Raw genomic sequence first — 13,717 nt, forward strand, 5'->3', positions numbered from 1 at the left:
CTTCGTGTTCGTGAGGGTCCAGTCGATGCTCGCGCCGGAGCCGCTGCCGGCGGGCTTGGTCAGCCCGGTGACGACGAGGCGGCCCGCGGCGACCGTGGTCTTCGTGCCGTCGTCGTTCTTCTGCTGCACGAGCTGGTCGTCGTTCACGAGCGCCGCGGGAATCCTCGCGTCGCCGGAGTCGGCGGCGGCGAGGGCGGCGACGAACACGCCGAGGACCACGGCGGGGACGAGCGCGACGATGAGCAGCCGCACGAGCGGTGCCCTGAGGATGCGGCCGATCATGCGGTCACCTTTCTGCGGGTCGGGGCTGCGCCGAGACGGGTGGCGGCGCGGTCGAGCGGGGAGGTGACGATCACGGCGGTGCGTTCACCGTCGGCCACCAGGTCGAGGAGGGCCGCGAGGCGGTCGAGCGCCTCCGGCCCGAGGTCGCCGGCGTCGACGACGACGGCCACGGTGCCGCCGGCGGCGGCGGCGAGGGCGAGCACCGCGAGGCGCTCCTCCGGAGCGAGCAGCGCGATCGGGCGGTCGCGGACGACCGACTCCGGCAGCACCTGCAGCCAGGTGCGCACCGAGCCGGTGCGCCGCGAGCGCGGGGCGAAGCGGAGGCGCTCGGCGACGAGAGCGGCCGGCGTCGCGTCGGCTGCGGAGCCGTCGTCGATCACGGGTGCGGCGACCTGCCGCAGCTCGCGGGCGCCGCTCGGCGCCACGGCGCCGGCGACCTGCACGCGACCGGACACGGGCTCGAGGTGTCCCGTGAGCGTCGCCACGACGCCGCGGCGCGCGAGGGCGGGCACGGACACCGTGGTGGTCGTGCCCTGCTCGGCGTGCACCGTGAGCGGATCGGTGCGGAACGGCGCAGGAGGCACGAGGTCGGTGGAGGACAGCGCCCAGCGGGCCTCCCCCTGCGCCCAGGCGACGTCCTCCGCGTGCCGCACGATGCCCTCGCCCTCGATGTCCACGGTGGGCAGCAGCCGGTCGAGCCACGTCGGCAGGTACCAGGCGGCCCGGCGGAACAGGAACATCACCGCGGGCACGAGCGTCATGCGGATCAGGAACGCGTCGAGCAGGATGCCGACCGCCAGGGTGAACGCGATCGGCTTGATCGTGCCCGACCCCTCCGGGATGAAGGACGCGAAGACGAAGATCATGATCAGCGCGGCCGCGGTGACGACGCGGACGCCGCCCGCGAACCCGCGGCGCACGGCCTGGCGGTAGTCGCCCGTGTGCGCCCAGGTCTCGCGCATGCCCGAGACGATGAAGACCTCGTAGTCCATCGAGAGCCCGAACAGGATCGCGACGCCGAGGATCGGCAGGAAGCTCAGCAGCGGCCCCGGCTCGACGTGCAGCAGCGACGCGCCCCAGCCCCACTGGAACACGGCGACGGTCGCGCCGATGCTCGCCGCGAGCGACAGCAGGAACCCGACGGCGGCCTTCAGCGGCACGACGAGGGAGCGGAACACCGCCATGAGCAGGATCACCGAGAGCCCGACGACGACGAGCACGAACGGGATCAGCGCGTTGCCGAGCCGGGACGAGATGTCGATCTGCACGGCCGTCGAGCCGGTCACCGAGATCGGCATGTCGTACTGCCGGTCGAGACTCGCGGACAGGTCGCGGATGCGGTTCACCAGGGCGATCGTCTTGTCGGACGTGGGGCCGGAGGCGGGGATCACCTGCATGATCGCGGTGTCGAGCGTCTCGTTCGGCGTCGGCTTGCCCACGGCCTTCACGTCGGTCAGCGCCGCGATGCGGTCGCGCACCTCGTCGAGATCGTTGATGAAGTCGTTGTTCTGCGTGACGTCGATCAGCAGCACGAGCGGGCCGTTGCGCCCCTCGCCGAAGTACTTCGAGGTGAGGTCGTAGGCGACGCGGGGGCCGGAGCCCGGCGCCTCCGTGCCGTTCGTCGGCAGGCTCAGCTGCATCGAGCCGGCGGGGATCGCCAGCACGCCGAGGATCGCGACGACCACGACGAGGAAGAGGGCGGGCACCTTCTCGATGAGCGCGCCCCAGCGAGCGCCGACCGTGTGCGGGCGCCCCTCCGCCGCGGCGAGGGCGCGGGCGCGCACCCTCGAGCCGGTCTTCGGGACCAGCCGGTCGCCGGCGAGCGCGAGCACGGCCGGCAGCAGGGTCGTCGAGCCGCAGACGGCGAGGAACACGGCGAAGGCCGCGCCGACGCCCATCACGCTGAGGAACGGGATCTGCACGATCAGCAGGCCGACGAGGGCGATGATCACGGTCGTGCCGGCGAACACCACGGCGGTGCCGGCGGTGGCGACCGCCTTCGGCAGCGCGTCCTCGATCGGCACGTCGAGCGCCAGCTGCTCCCGGTAGCGGGAGATCACGAAGAGGCCGTAGTCGATGCCGACCGCGAGGCCGAGCATCAGCGCGAGCGTGAGGCTCGCGCTCGCGACGTCGGTGAAGTTCGCCGCGAACATGAGGCCCGCGACGGACAGCAGCACGCCGATGATCGCGCTGATCAGCGGCATCCCTGCGGCGAGCAGCGAGCCGAACGTGACGATCAGCACGATCGCGGCGAACGCGAGCCCGAACACCTCCGTGATGGAGGGGCCGAACGCCGTGTCCTGGAAGACCTGGCCGGTGAACGCGACCCGCATCCCGGCGTCCTCGCCGATCGAGGCCGTCTTCTGCAGCTCGGCGAGCGTCGTCTTCTTGACGCCGCCCTCGCCGCCGGAGAACTGGATGGACACGATCGCGGCGCGGTGGTCGGCGGACACGGCGTTCACCGCGTACTCGCTGAAGGGGCTCGACACCGTCTCGATGCCGTCGATCCTCTCGATCGCGTCGATCGTGTCGGTGATCGCGGTCCTGGTGCCGCCCTGGTCGACCCTGCTGCCCGCGGGGGCGACCATCACGGCCTGCGCGCTCGCCCCCGCGGCCTGCGGGAACACGGCGTCGAGGCGGTCGAGCGCGGTCTGCGACTCGGTGCCCGGGATCGTGAAGCCCTCGCTGAGCTTGCCGCCGAAGCCGAACCCGGCGCCCGCGACGGCCAGGATGATGACGAACCAGGCCGCGAGGACGCGCCACGGGTGGGCGTGGCTCAGGCGGCCGAGCCGGAACAGGAACGCGGTCATGGGTGCCGTCCTCGATGAATGGGTTCGGTGCGACGGCGGTGTCGCGCGGGTGGGTCGGGTCAGGCGGGCTGCGGCGGGGTGCGGTCGAGGACGAGCTGGCCGAGCACGTCCACGAGGGTCGCGCGCAGCTGCTCCTCCGGCACGTGGGACGGCGCCCAGCGGTCGGAGGCGACGAGCATGAACGCCGCCCCCGCGAGCGCGACGCCGAACCGGACGGTGCCGGGGTCGGCGGAGTCGGAGCCGCCGAGGCACTCCGACAGGCGGCGGACGAGCGCGTCGGCCTCGTCGACCACGGCGTGGCCCGCGAGGCCCTGGCCGTGGCTGATGAGGACCGCGATCGCGAGCCGGTGCTCGAAGAGGTAGTCGACGAACTCCGCGATGAACTCGGGCCGCGCGTCGTCCCGGTCGTGGTCGGCGAGGTGGGCGACGAGGACGGTCAGGTCCTCGACGGCGGGCCGCAGGGCGGCGTCCAGCAGCGCCTCCTTGCTGGCGAAGTGGTAGAGCACGCTCGATTTGGACAGGCCGGCGTCCGACGCGATCCGCTGGAGGGATGCGCCCTCGAATCCGACTGCGGCGAACTGGCGCAGTGCCGACTGCAGCAGCGGCGCGGAGCCGCGCAGTTCCCGGGTCCTGTCCTGCACGATCGGTCAGCGTACTGCACGATCGGTCAGTCGGCGTTTCCCGATCCGAGGATCTGCGGGCGGACCTTCAGCGGACGCACGCGGGAGGCCCAGTACGCTCCCGGACCCATGGGCACCCTGCGCAAGTACCTCATGAACGGCGCCATCATCTCCTCCGTCCTTTCGGGCGTCGCCGCGCTGCGGCAGGGCCGGAAGGCGCCGACGGACTGGCGCACCTACCTGACCTGGATCGCGTGGACGCTGACGTTCATCGTGGCGCTCGGCACCGTGCGCATGGACTCGGTCGACCCCGAGGCCCGCGGTCGCGCCGTCGGCCCGAAGCTCGGCAACCCGCGCAACGTGAAGGCCAAGAAGAACAAGAAGGCGAAGAAGGCCGCCGAGAAGGACTGACCTCGCGACCGGCCTTCTGACCGGATCCCGGTCCTCCGACCGGGATCCGGTCCGGACCCGCTTCGGCTCAGCGGGGGCGCTGGGTGCGGACGGGGCCCGTGAAGTCCTTGCTGCGCGCCTCCGCCTCCTTCGAGCCGCCGAACAGCTCGCGGTCGTCCCGGTCCGACCGGCGCACCGGATCCGGACCGCGTCCGAGGGTCGGCTCCACGAGCTGCACGCGGGTGCGCGGCAGGGCCTCCGGCTGGCGCTCGTGCAGCCAGCGGATCATCTCCTCGCGCACGAAGCAGCGCAGGTCGAACAGGGTCGGGGCGTCGACGGCGGTCACGAGGATCCGCACGTGGATCATGCCGCCGACCGCGTCCGTCACCTGCAGCACCGACACGCGCCCGTCCCACAGGTCGGTGCGGGCGAGGATCCGGTGCATCTCGTCCCGCATCGCGCCGGGGTCGACCCGCCAGTCGAGGTCGAAGTCCACCGACTGCATCAGCTGGCTGGAGGTGCGGGTCCAGTTCTCGAACGGCGTCGTCGTGAAGTAGGTGGAGGGCAGCACCATCCGTCGGTCGTCCCACACGTGCACGACGACGTAGGTGAGCGTGATCTCCTCGATGCGGCCCCACTCGTCGTTCGCGATCACGACGTCGTCCACGCGGATGGCGCCGGAGAACGCGAGCTGCATGCCGGCGATCACGTTGCCGAGGGTCGACTGCGCGGCGAGCCCCGCGATGATCGACACGACTCCGGCGGAGGCGAGCAGTGAGGCGCCCGCGGCCCGCGCCTCCGGGAACACGAGCAGCGACGACGCGAGCGCGACCACCACGATCGCCGCGACGGCGACGCGGCGGATGACGAGCACCTGCGTGCGGATGCGGCGGGCGGCGCGGTTGTCCGCGACGTCCGTGCGGTAGCGGACCAGCGCGACGTCGACGAGCAGCGAGACCACGGTCGCGACGAACCACGCCGCGAGCGCGATCACCGCGATGTTCAGGACCTGGTCGACGGGGGTCTTGTAGTCGAGGAGGTCGGAGCCGACGCCAGCGAACGACGCCTTCGCCGCGATCCACACGCCGATCGTCACGAGCAGCCAGCGGAACGGCCACCGGAGCCGGTCGACGGATCGCGCGGGCCAGCCGCGCCGGCGCGCGACCGCACGGAACACGAGGCCGGCCACGCCCGCCGCGACGACGCCGATCGCCGCGGCGATCAGCACGAACGCCAGCAGGCGCGTCCAGAACACGGCCACGACGTCGGCCCACACGGCAGCGAGGTCCACGGCTGCTCCTCCCTTTCCGGGAAGCGCCGATCGCACCCGGTCCGTCGGCGCTCCGTTGCGACCGACCATCGTGCCGGAGCCTCCTCGTCCCGCGCGAGGCGCAGCCCGGGATCGGGCACACGCTCAGGTTCGTGCGGCGGGAGCAGCCGCCGCTGACGCGCCGTCCATGCGACGTGCGGAATGCGCGGGCCAGGATGACGCCATGCCCCTGCCGATCGAGGACTACGCGATGATCAGCGACTGCCAGTCGGCGGCCCTCGTGGGCAGGAACGGCAGCATGGACTGGCTGTGCTTCCCGCGGTACGACTCCCCCAGCATGTTCGGCGCCCTGCTCGGCGACGAGTCGCACGGCTGCTGGCGGCTGGCCCCCGAGGACGAGGCCGCCACCTCCACGCGCGCCTACATCGAGAACACCTTCATGCTCGTCACCCGCTGGTCGACCTCCACCGGCGAGGTCGAGGTGACCGACTTCATGCCGCACGGCAACCGGTCGGCCGACATCGTGCGGCGGGTCCGCGGCGTCCGCGGCACGGTCACGATGCGGCAGAAGGTGGCGGTGCGCTTCGACTACGCCCGGGCGGTGCCGTGGGTGCGCCAGGTGCAGGGCGAGCCGGGGCACGGCATCATCGCGACCGCCGGCCCCGACGCGGTGATCATCCGCGGGCCCCGCCTCCGCGCGCGCGGCGAGGCGCACGAGGGCGTGTTCGACGTGCACGAGGGCGAGACGGTGGACGCCGTCCTCAACTGGTACCCCTCCTACCGCGACGCCCCGCCGGCGCTGGACGTGGACGCCCTCGCGGCGTCCACGCAGGCGTGGTGGGACGAGTGGACGAGCGGCATCTCGCACCAGGGCGCGTACCACGACCACGTCGTCCGGTCCCTCATCGTGCTGCGCGCGCTGACCCACGAGGACACCGGCGGCATCGCGGCCGCCGCCACCACGAGCCTGCCCGAGCAGTTCGGCGGCGAGCGCAACTGGGACTACCGCTACACGTGGCTGCGCGACGCCTCGCTGACCCTGTCGGTGCTGATCAACCACGGGTACCTGGAGGAGGCGACCGGCTGGCGCAGCTGGCTGCTCCGCGCCATCGCGGGCGACCCCGCGGACGTGCAGATCATGTACGGCCTCGCCGGCGAGCGCGACCTCATGGAGCGCGAGCTGCCGAACTTCCCCGGCTACGAGGGCTCCTCCCCCGTCCGGATCGGCAACGGCGCCGTCGACCAGTACCAGGCCGACGTGATCGGCGAGGTCATGGTGGCGCTGCAGGAGGCGCGCGAGAAGGGCATCCGCGACCAGCAGCACGCCTGGCCGGTGCAGCGGGCGCTCATGGCGTTCACCGAGCAGCACTGGCAGCGCAAGGACAGCGGCATCTGGGAGATGCGCGGCGCCGAGCGGTACTTCACGCACTCCCGCGTCATGGTCTGGGCCGCGTTCGACCGGGCGATCAAGGCGCACGAGCGCTTCGGCCTCGACGGCCCGGTGAAGCGCTGGCAGGAGCTGCGCAGCCGGATCGAGGAGGAGATCGAGGAGCAGGGCTTCGACGAGGAGCGCGGCACCTACGTGCAGGCGTACGGCTCGAAGGAGGTCGACGCCTCGCTGCTGATCCTGCCCCAGGTCGGCTACGTGAAGGCGACCGATCCGCGCATGCTCGGCACCGTGGCCGCGATCGAGCAGGACCTGATGCCCGACGGCCTGGTCATGCGGTACCGCACGGGGCAGAGCGACGACGGGCTGACCCCCGGCGAGTACCCGTTCCTCGCCTGCAGCTTCTGGCTCGTGGAGCAGTACGCGTCGAGCGGCAGGCACGAGGACGCCCGGCGGCTGATGGACCGTCTCGTCGGCCTGTCGAACGACGTCGGCCTGCTGTCGGAGGAGTACGACATCAAGGGCGGGAGGCAGGCGGGCAACACCCCTCAGGCGCTGTCCCACCTCGCGCTCGTCCGCGCCGCGGACGCGATCGAGTCCGGGCGCGACACGCGGCACCGCTGACGCCCCCGTCGTCTGGACGGCGCACCGCGGGCGCACAGAGCACTCCCGGACTGCACTCAGACCACATCCATACTCTGCGAGCCATGGCACAGATCATCGAGACCGTCGACGTCGATGTCCCCGTCGACAAGGCGTACAACCAGTGGACGCAGTTCGAGACGTTCCCAGTTCCTCAGCTTCGTGGAGTCGATCGACCAGATCGACGACACGCACAACCACTGGAAGGTCAAGATCGGCGGCGTCGAGCGCGAGTTCGACGCGGAGATCACCGAGCAGCACCCGGACGAGCGCGTCGCCTGGAAGAGCGTCGACGGCACGAGCCACGCCGGCGTCGTGACCTTCCACAAGCTCTCCGACACCTCGTCCCGCGTCGCCGTGCAGATCGACTGGGCCCCCGAGGGCCTCATCGAGAAGGCGGGCGACCTCCTGAACTTCGACCAGCGCAGCGTCAAGAAGGACCTCGCGCACTTCAAGGAGTTCATCGAGAGCCGGCCCAGCGAGACCGGCGCCTGGCGCGGCGACGTCCCGCGCGACTGAACCTCCCGCGATCGCGAGCCGATGAGCCCGCGTCGCTGATCGATCGCCCCGGTGCCCCTCGGCGCCGGGGCGATCGTCGTGTCCGGCCCCGGGCGCACGGTTCGGCGACACGCCGGTCGCGGTTCACCCCCCCGTTCGCCGCGCCTGCCTAGCGTCGCAGCGAGATGGATCCGCACCAGAGCGCCGCCCGGGCGGACGAGCAGCTGCGCCAGGCGCTGGCCGCGTTCGAGCAGTCGGTGCTGATCGCGCCGGACCGCCCCGCGCCCGCCCTGCGCGCCTTCGTCGGGCTGCTGCGCGCGGTCGGCGACCTGACCCGCTTCGCGGTCGGCCTGGCCCTCGACGGCGAGCGCGGCGACCCGATCCACCTGCAGCCGCGGATCCTGCGCGCGTCCTAGCCCGCCCCTCCGCCCACCAGCGGCGGCGTGCGCGGCGGCGCGTGCCGCTCGGTGACGCCCTCGCGCTCCATCGCCGCCGCGATGCGCAGCAGCCGGACGTCGTCGTACCCGCGACCGGCGATCGTCAGCCCGATCGGCATCCCGATGTCGGCCATCAGCCCCATCGGCACCGTGACGGTCGGGATGCCGAGGTGGCGGATCACCAGGTTGCCGTTGGCGACCCAGGTGCCGTCGCGCCACGCGAGGTCCGCGGAGGCGGGGTCCCGGTCCGCGTCCGCGGGCCCGACGTCCGCCACGGCGGGGAACACCACCGCGTCGAGCGCGAGCGCGTCGAGCTGCGACTCGAAGTCGCGCCGCCGGGCCTCCTCCAGCCCGCGCACCCCCGCCGGGATCGACGGGATGTCCAGCAGCCCGGGCACGCCGCGCCGCGCCCGCTCGACGTACTCGGCCAGGTCGACGTCGAGTTCTCCGTACCGGTCGGGCAGCGCGCCCTCGGGGCGCGGGAAGATCCGCGGGCCGTCGACGTCCGCGAGGCGATGCAGCGCGGGGTCCCCGTTGTCCGCGAGGAACCGGTCCCACGCCCAGATCGACAGGTCCCACAGCTCGCGGTCGAGGTAGTCCGGCGGTACCAGCCCGCGGTCGACGAGGCCCTGCTGGCCGCCGCGGACCCCCTGCTCGTACGCCGTCACCACGGGGAAAGGGATCTCCACGACCGCCGCGCCCCGCGCCTCCAGCCGCTGCCGGGTGATGCGCCAGCGGTCGAGCACCGCAGGGCGGACCGGGATGCGCGGCTCCTCGCCGAGGTACGTCCGCGGCACCCCGAGGCGGAGGCCGTGGAGCGTCGCGTCCTCGGCGAGCGCCGGGTAGGAGGCGGGCCGCAGCTCGTCGACGGGCGGGATCGGCACCCACGGCTGCAGGCGCCAGAAGTCGCCGGAGGCCTCCGGATCGGGTGCGACGACGACGTCGAGCACCTCGAGCAGATCCGCCACGGAACGCGTGTGCGGCACGACGACGTCCATCGTCGGCACCAGCGGCCAGTTGCCGCGCACCGAGATCACGCCGCGGGAGGGGGTGTAGGCGACGAGCCCGTTGTTGGAGGCCGGCGCGCGGCCGGACGACCACGTCTCCTCCCCCAGCCCGAAGGCGGCGAAGCTCGCGGCGGTCGCGGTGCCGGAGCCGTTCGAGGACCCGGAGGCGAACGCGGCCGTCAGGTACTCGCCGTTGTACGGGCTCTCGGCACGGCCGTAGAGCCCGCGCTGCATGCCGCCGTTGGCCATCGGCGGCATGTTCGTCAGCCCGAGGCAGATCGCGCCGCCGTCGCGGAGGCGGCCGATCGTGAAGGCGTCGCGCCGGGCGACGAGGTACTCGAACGCGGGCGACCCGGCCGCGACCGTGAGGCCGCGCACCGCGTAGCTGTCCTTCGCGGTGTACGGCACGCCGTCGAGCGGACCGAGCAGGCGGCCTGCGGCGCGGCGCTCGTCGCTCGCCCGCGCCTCCTCGAGCGCGTCGGGGTTCGGCACCGGCACGGCGTTCAGCCGCGGTCCGTGTCGGTCGTAGGCGTCGATGCGCGCGAGGAAGTGCCCCACGAGCCCCTCCGCCGTGACCTCGCCCCGCTCGAGCGCGTCCCGCAGTCGCGCGATCGCCGCCTCCACCACCTCGAACCCCGCCACCGCTCGATCCTGGCAGCACGCGGCTAGCCTGGGCACGGCGATGGAGCTCGCCTCGGCTGCGGCCGGAACCGCGTCGACGCTGATGGCCCCTGCCGTCCCCGTCCCGCCGCCGCCAGGAGCTGCTGTGACCGTCCCCGATCCCGTGCGCGCGGTGCACCTGCGCCCCGCGATGCTCGCCGTCGTCGCGGTCGGCGGCGCCGTGGGCACCGCCGCGCGGGAGGCGCTCGCCCTCGTCGTGCCGACGGTCGGCGGCCTGCCGCTCGCGATCCTGCTGATCAACCTGTCCGGCGCGTTCGCGCTCGGCCTGCTGCTCGAGGCGCTGCTGCGGCTCGGCCCCGACACGGGCGGGCGCCGGCTCGCCCGGCTCACGCTCGGCACGGGGTTCTGCGGCGGCTTCACCACCTACAGCACCCTGACGGTCGGGACCGCGGGGCTGCTGCAGGACGGATCGACCGGGCTCGGCATCGGCTACGCCGTCGGATCGGTGCTGCTCGGCGCCGTCGCCGCGTGGGCCGGGGTCCTGGTCGGCGCGCGCGGAGCCCGGCGGTGAACCCCGGGCTGTTCGTGCTGCTCGCGGTCGCGGGCGGGTTGGGCGCCGTGCTGCGCTTCGCGCTCGACGGCGCGGTGCGGCAGGCGGTCGGCAGCCGGTGGCCGTGGGGCACCGCCCTGATCAACGTGTCGGGGTCGTTCCTGCTCGGGCTGCTGACCGCGCTGGCGGGCCACGGGCTGCCGCCCGGACTGCTGCCCGTGCTCGGCACCGGCCTGCTCGGCGGCTACACGACGTTCAGCACCGCGAGCGTCGAGACCGTGCGGCTGATCCAGCAGGGCCGCGCCGCCGCGTCGCTGGTCTACGGCCTCGGCGTGCTCGTCGCCTCGGTCGCGGCCGCCCTGCTGGGCCTCGCGCTGGGCGCCTAGAGGGAGCGGAGCGCCGCCTCCGCGGCGACCCAGGCGAGCATCGCGCACTTCACGCGCGCGGTGTAGCGGGAGACGCCGCCGAGCACGACGGCGTCGCCGAGCAGGTCCTCGTCCGGCTCGATGCGCCCCTTCGAGCGCATCGCGGTGCGGAACGCGTCGATGCGGACCTGCAGGTCCTCGAGGCCGAGCCCGGGCGCGAGATCCGCCAGGATCGACGCGGACGACTGCGAGATCGCGCAGCCGTCGCCGTCCCAGCGGACGCGGTCGATCCGCCCGTCCGCGACGTGCAGCTGCAGGGTCACCTCGTCGCCGCAGGTCGGGTTGACCTGGTGCGACGACGCGGCCGCGCCGTCCTCGAGCCCCTTGGCGTGCGGGTGCCGGGCGAGGTCGAGGATGACCTCCTGGTACAGGCCGCCGAGCCCGCCGCTCGTGCCGCTCATGCCGCTACCCCGAAGAAGCGGACGGCGTCGCGGACCCCCTCGAGCAGGACGTCCACCTCCTGCCGCGTCGTGTACAGGGCGGTGCTGGCCCGCGTGGAGGCGGTCACGCCCAGCCGGCGGTGCAGCGGCTGCGCGCAGTGGTGGCCGACGCGCACGGCGATGCCGCGGTCGTCGAGGAACTGGCCCACGTCGTGCGCGTGCACCCCGGCGACGACGAAGCTCGCGAGCCCGACCCGAGGCGCGCCGGCAGCGGGACCGAGCAGCCGCACGCCGTCGATCGCCGCGAGGCCTTCGGCGAGGCGGGCGCCCAGCTCCGCCTCGTGCGCCGCGATCCGGTCCATGCCCACCGCGTCGAGGTACCGGGCGGCAGCGGCGAGTCCGATGGCCTGCGCGACCGGCTGCGTGCCGGCCTCGAAGCGCTGCGGGGCCGGCAGGTACTCCGCCGCCTCCATCGTCACCGTCGTGATCATCGAGCCGCCGGTGAGGAACGGCGGCAGCGCGTTCAGCAGCTCGCGGCGCCCGTAGAGCACCCCGATGCCCGTCGGACCGAGCATCTTGTGCCCCGAGAACGCGGCGAGGTCGACGCCGAGCGCTCGCACGTCGACGGGCAGGTGCGGCACGGACTGGCAGGCGTCGAGCACGGTCAGCGCGCCGACCCGCTGCGCGAGCCCGACCAGCTCGGCCACGGGCAGGGCGCCGCCGAGCACGTTCGAGACGTGGCTGAACGCGACGATGCGCGTCGCGGAGCCGATGACGCGCTCCGCCTCCTCCATCCGCAGGGCGCCGTCGTCGTCGATCGGCACGAAGCGGAGGGTCGCGCCGGTGCGCGCGGCGAGCTCCTGCCACGGGATCAGGTTCGCGTGGTGCTCCAGCTCGGTGACGACGATCTCGTCGCCGGCGCGCAGCCGGAAGCGGTCCGCCTCCGCGCCGCCGCGGCCCGCGGAGGCGTGCCCGATCGCTCCGGCGACCGTGTTCAGCGCAGCGGTCGCGTTGAGCGTCCAGGACACCTCGTCCTCGTCGGCACCGATGAACTCGGCGACCGTCGCGCGGGCGTCCTCGAACCGCTCGGTCGCCTCCGCGGCGAGGGTGTGCGCACCGCGGTGCACGGCCGCGTTCTCGTGCTCGAGGTAGGCGCGCTCCGCGTCGAGCACGGCACGCGGCTTCTGGCTGGTCGCGCCGGAGTCGAGGTAGACGAGCCGCTCGTCCGCGAGGATCGGGAAGTCGGCGCGCAGCGCTCGCACCTCGTCGTCCGACAGCGCGGTCTCGGCGGGGCGGGGGCGCGTCCCCTGTGCGACGGGCATCGCACCAGCGTACGGAGCCTGCGCCCGGACGCTGCGCATGCGTCAGGCGCAGCGGCCGGCGTCGCTCCTCGCGACGAGCAGCTGCTGCGTCGCCGTGCTCGTGCGGCCCAGCGCGTCGACGAGGGTGACGGTCGCCGTGTAGGCGCCCGGTGCGAAGCGGCCGGCGACGGTGCCGCGCCAGGGCGCCGAGAACAGCAGGCGCCGCTGCGCCGACGGCAGCGCGATCGTCGCGACCCGCTTCGCGCCGCGCCTGATGACCACGGCGCCGCGGGTGCGCAGCGGCTGGTCGAGCGAGTCGGTGATGACCGAGGGCCGCACGCTGCGGACGTACGCCGGGAAGGTGTCCGAGGCGGGCGTCCAGGCCGGGTAGCTGATCGGGCGACCGTTCAGCCGCACGACCTGCCAGGCCACCCTGGTGCGCTTGGGCGTGACGACGCCGCAGCCGAAGCCGCGCAGCTCCACGGTCGGCGGCACGTCCGCGATGCCGACCACGGAGCCGCGGAGGGTCCTGCCGCCCGCGCGCAGCACGGCGGTCGCCGTCGCGGATCCGCCAGCCAGCGCCGTCGTCGGCACCTCGATCTCCTCCTGCCCCGTGGCGCCGTTGACGGGCACCGTGGTGCTCGTGCGGCCGACGGACACGGTCACCCGCCCGGTGAACGGCGTCGCGAAGCCGTCTGCGTCGACGGCCGCGACCTGCAGCCGGATCGGGTCCGTCGACAGGGGGTCCGTGCGCTGCAGCCACACGCCGGCCGGGGCGGCCTCGGCGACGGGCGCCGGCAGTGCTGCCACGGCCGCGAGGACGAGCGCGGTCACCACCGCGCGCTGCCGCACCCCTGCTCGACCGCCGCGCATTCCGTCCTCCTCCGTCGCCGAGCATCGTGCGACGACGGAGCGCTCCGCACGACGAGCCGGAGCGCGGTGTGCACGGATCGTCGGCACCCCCGGTCCTGGGGACGCGGCGCGGGCCGCCTACCCGATCCCGCCGCTGGAACGTCCTCGGCGGCGTCACACGGCGTCGCACGGTGTCACGTTTCGTCGCCGACTTGGCCCGCTCGGGCGCCTCCCTCAGGCTCGAA

At 73.6% G+C, this 13,717-nt stretch carries 12 protein-coding genes, 1 pseudogene and 1 riboswitch; of the genes and pseudogenes, 6 read left to right on the forward strand and 7 right to left on the reverse strand.

Going from position 1 to position 13,717, the window contains the following annotated elements:
• Positions 1-278 precede the first annotated feature (278 nt).
• Both ABEA53_RS13465 and ABEA53_RS13470 read right to left on the reverse strand, forming a co-directional pair.
• A complete protein-coding gene (locus ABEA53_RS13465; RefSeq protein ID WP_345481765.1) occupies positions 279-3,092 on the reverse strand; it encodes an MMPL family transporter in 2,814 nt (937 codons plus the stop codon).
• A gap of 59 nt (positions 3,093-3,151) precedes the next feature.
• Positions 3,152-3,733, reverse strand: a complete 582-nt coding sequence (locus ABEA53_RS13470; RefSeq protein WP_345481766.1) for a TetR/AcrR family transcriptional regulator — start codon at positions 3,731-3,733, stop codon at positions 3,152-3,154.
• 108 nt (positions 3,734-3,841) lie between these two features.
• On the opposite strand from ABEA53_RS13470, the gene ABEA53_RS13475 reads away from it, so the two are divergent.
• Positions 3,842-4,123 carry a hypothetical protein gene (locus ABEA53_RS13475; RefSeq protein WP_345481767.1) on the forward strand — a complete coding sequence of 94 codons (282 nt, stop codon included), beginning with the start codon at positions 3,842-3,844 and terminating at the stop codon, positions 4,121-4,123.
• Between the two features lie 67 nt (positions 4,124-4,190).
• Here ABEA53_RS13475 and ABEA53_RS13480 read toward each other — a convergent pair whose 3' ends face one another.
• Positions 4,191-5,393: a mechanosensitive ion channel family protein gene (locus tag ABEA53_RS13480; RefSeq protein WP_345481768.1), complete on the reverse strand. Its 1,203-nt coding sequence runs from the start codon at positions 5,391-5,393 to the stop codon at positions 4,191-4,193.
• 202 nt (positions 5,394-5,595) lie between these two features.
• On the opposite strand from ABEA53_RS13480, the gene ABEA53_RS13485 reads away from it, so the two are divergent.
• The 3 genes and pseudogenes from ABEA53_RS13485 to ABEA53_RS13495 all read left to right on the forward strand — a co-directional run bounded on the left by ABEA53_RS13485 (position 5,596) and on the right by ABEA53_RS13495 (position 8,315).
• The gene (locus ABEA53_RS13485; RefSeq protein WP_345481769.1) at positions 5,596-7,383 is read left to right on the forward strand and encodes a glycoside hydrolase family 15 protein; all 1,788 of its coding nucleotides are present in this window, start codon (positions 5,596-5,598) and stop codon (positions 7,381-7,383) included.
• Positions 7,384-7,466: 83 nt separating this feature from the next.
• Positions 7,467-7,920: pseudogene (locus ABEA53_RS13490) on the forward strand (SRPBCC family protein).
• A 164-nt stretch (positions 7,921-8,084) separates the two neighbouring features.
• Positions 8,085-8,315 carry a hypothetical protein gene (locus ABEA53_RS13495; RefSeq protein WP_345481770.1) on the forward strand — a complete coding sequence of 77 codons (231 nt, stop codon included), beginning with the start codon at positions 8,085-8,087 and terminating at the stop codon, positions 8,313-8,315.
• On the opposite strand, the gene ABEA53_RS13500 is transcribed toward ABEA53_RS13495, so the two are convergent.
• On the reverse strand, positions 8,312-9,985 hold the full coding sequence (locus ABEA53_RS13500) for an amidase (RefSeq protein WP_345481771.1): 1,674 nt from the start codon (positions 9,983-9,985) through the stop codon (positions 8,312-8,314). The two genes, ABEA53_RS13495 and ABEA53_RS13500, sit on opposite strands and share 4 nt — an antisense overlap.
• Before the next feature lie 27 nt (positions 9,986-10,012).
• Positions 10,013-10,084: riboswitch (Fluoride riboswitch) on the forward strand.
• 25 nt (positions 10,085-10,109) lie between these two features.
• On the opposite strand from ABEA53_RS13500, the gene ABEA53_RS13505 reads away from it, so the two are divergent.
• On the forward strand, positions 10,110-10,535 hold the full coding sequence (locus tag ABEA53_RS13505; RefSeq protein WP_345481772.1) for a fluoride efflux transporter FluC: 426 nt from the start codon (positions 10,110-10,112) through the stop codon (positions 10,533-10,535).
• Complete coding sequence (locus tag ABEA53_RS13510; protein ID WP_345481774.1) at positions 10,532-10,900, forward strand: fluoride efflux transporter FluC; 369 nt, start codon at positions 10,532-10,534, stop codon at positions 10,898-10,900. The genes ABEA53_RS13505 and ABEA53_RS13510 overlap by 4 nt, the downstream gene beginning before the upstream one ends.
• Here ABEA53_RS13510 and sufU read toward each other — a convergent pair.
• The 3 genes from sufU to ABEA53_RS13525 are packed head-to-tail and all read right to left on the reverse strand — an operon-like array spanning position 10,897 to position 13,493.
• On the reverse strand, positions 10,897-11,340 hold the full coding sequence (sufU, locus tag ABEA53_RS13515) for a Fe-S cluster assembly sulfur transfer protein SufU (protein ID WP_345481776.1): 444 nt from the start codon (positions 11,338-11,340) through the stop codon (positions 10,897-10,899). The two genes, ABEA53_RS13510 and sufU, sit on opposite strands and share 4 nt — an antisense overlap.
• Positions 11,337-12,641 (reverse strand): aminotransferase class V-fold PLP-dependent enzyme, encoded by a 1,305-nt coding sequence (locus tag ABEA53_RS13520; RefSeq protein ID WP_345481777.1) that lies wholly within the window; start codon positions 12,639-12,641, stop codon positions 11,337-11,339. The genes sufU and ABEA53_RS13520 overlap by 4 nt, the downstream gene beginning before the upstream one ends.
• A 42-nt stretch (positions 12,642-12,683) precedes the next feature.
• On the reverse strand, positions 12,684-13,493 hold the full coding sequence (locus tag ABEA53_RS13525) for a hypothetical protein (protein ID WP_345481778.1): 810 nt from the start codon (positions 13,491-13,493) through the stop codon (positions 12,684-12,686).
• Positions 13,494-13,717: the final 224 nt, after the last annotated feature.

It is taken from the genome of Amnibacterium soli, from assembly GCF_039544415.1.
Lineage (GTDB): Bacteria > Actinomycetota > Actinomycetes > Actinomycetales > Microbacteriaceae > Amnibacterium > Amnibacterium soli.

Bases quoted from the DNA above. Each gene is read 5' to 3' on its own strand.
- ABEA53_RS13485 (WP_345481769.1), top strand. From the start codon at position 5,596: ATGCCCCTGCCGATCGAGGACTACGCGATGATCAGCGACTGCCAGTCG.
- ABEA53_RS13525 (WP_345481778.1), bottom strand. From the start codon at position 13,493: ATGCGCGGCGGTCGAGCAGGGGTGCGGCAGCGCGCGGTGGTGACCGCG.
- sufU (WP_345481776.1), bottom strand. From the start codon at position 11,340: ATGAGCGGCACGAGCGGCGGGCTCGGCGGCCTGTACCAGGAGGTCATC.
- ABEA53_RS13475 (WP_345481767.1), top strand. From the start codon at position 3,842: ATGGGCACCCTGCGCAAGTACCTCATGAACGGCGCCATCATCTCCTCC.
- ABEA53_RS13520 (WP_345481777.1), bottom strand. From the start codon at position 12,641: ATGCCCGTCGCACAGGGGACGCGCCCCCGCCCCGCCGAGACCGCGCTG.
- ABEA53_RS13465 (WP_345481765.1), bottom strand. From the start codon at position 3,092: ATGACCGCGTTCCTGTTCCGGCTCGGCCGCCTGAGCCACGCCCACCCG.
- ABEA53_RS13495 (WP_345481770.1), top strand. From the start codon at position 8,085: ATGGATCCGCACCAGAGCGCCGCCCGGGCGGACGAGCAGCTGCGCCAG.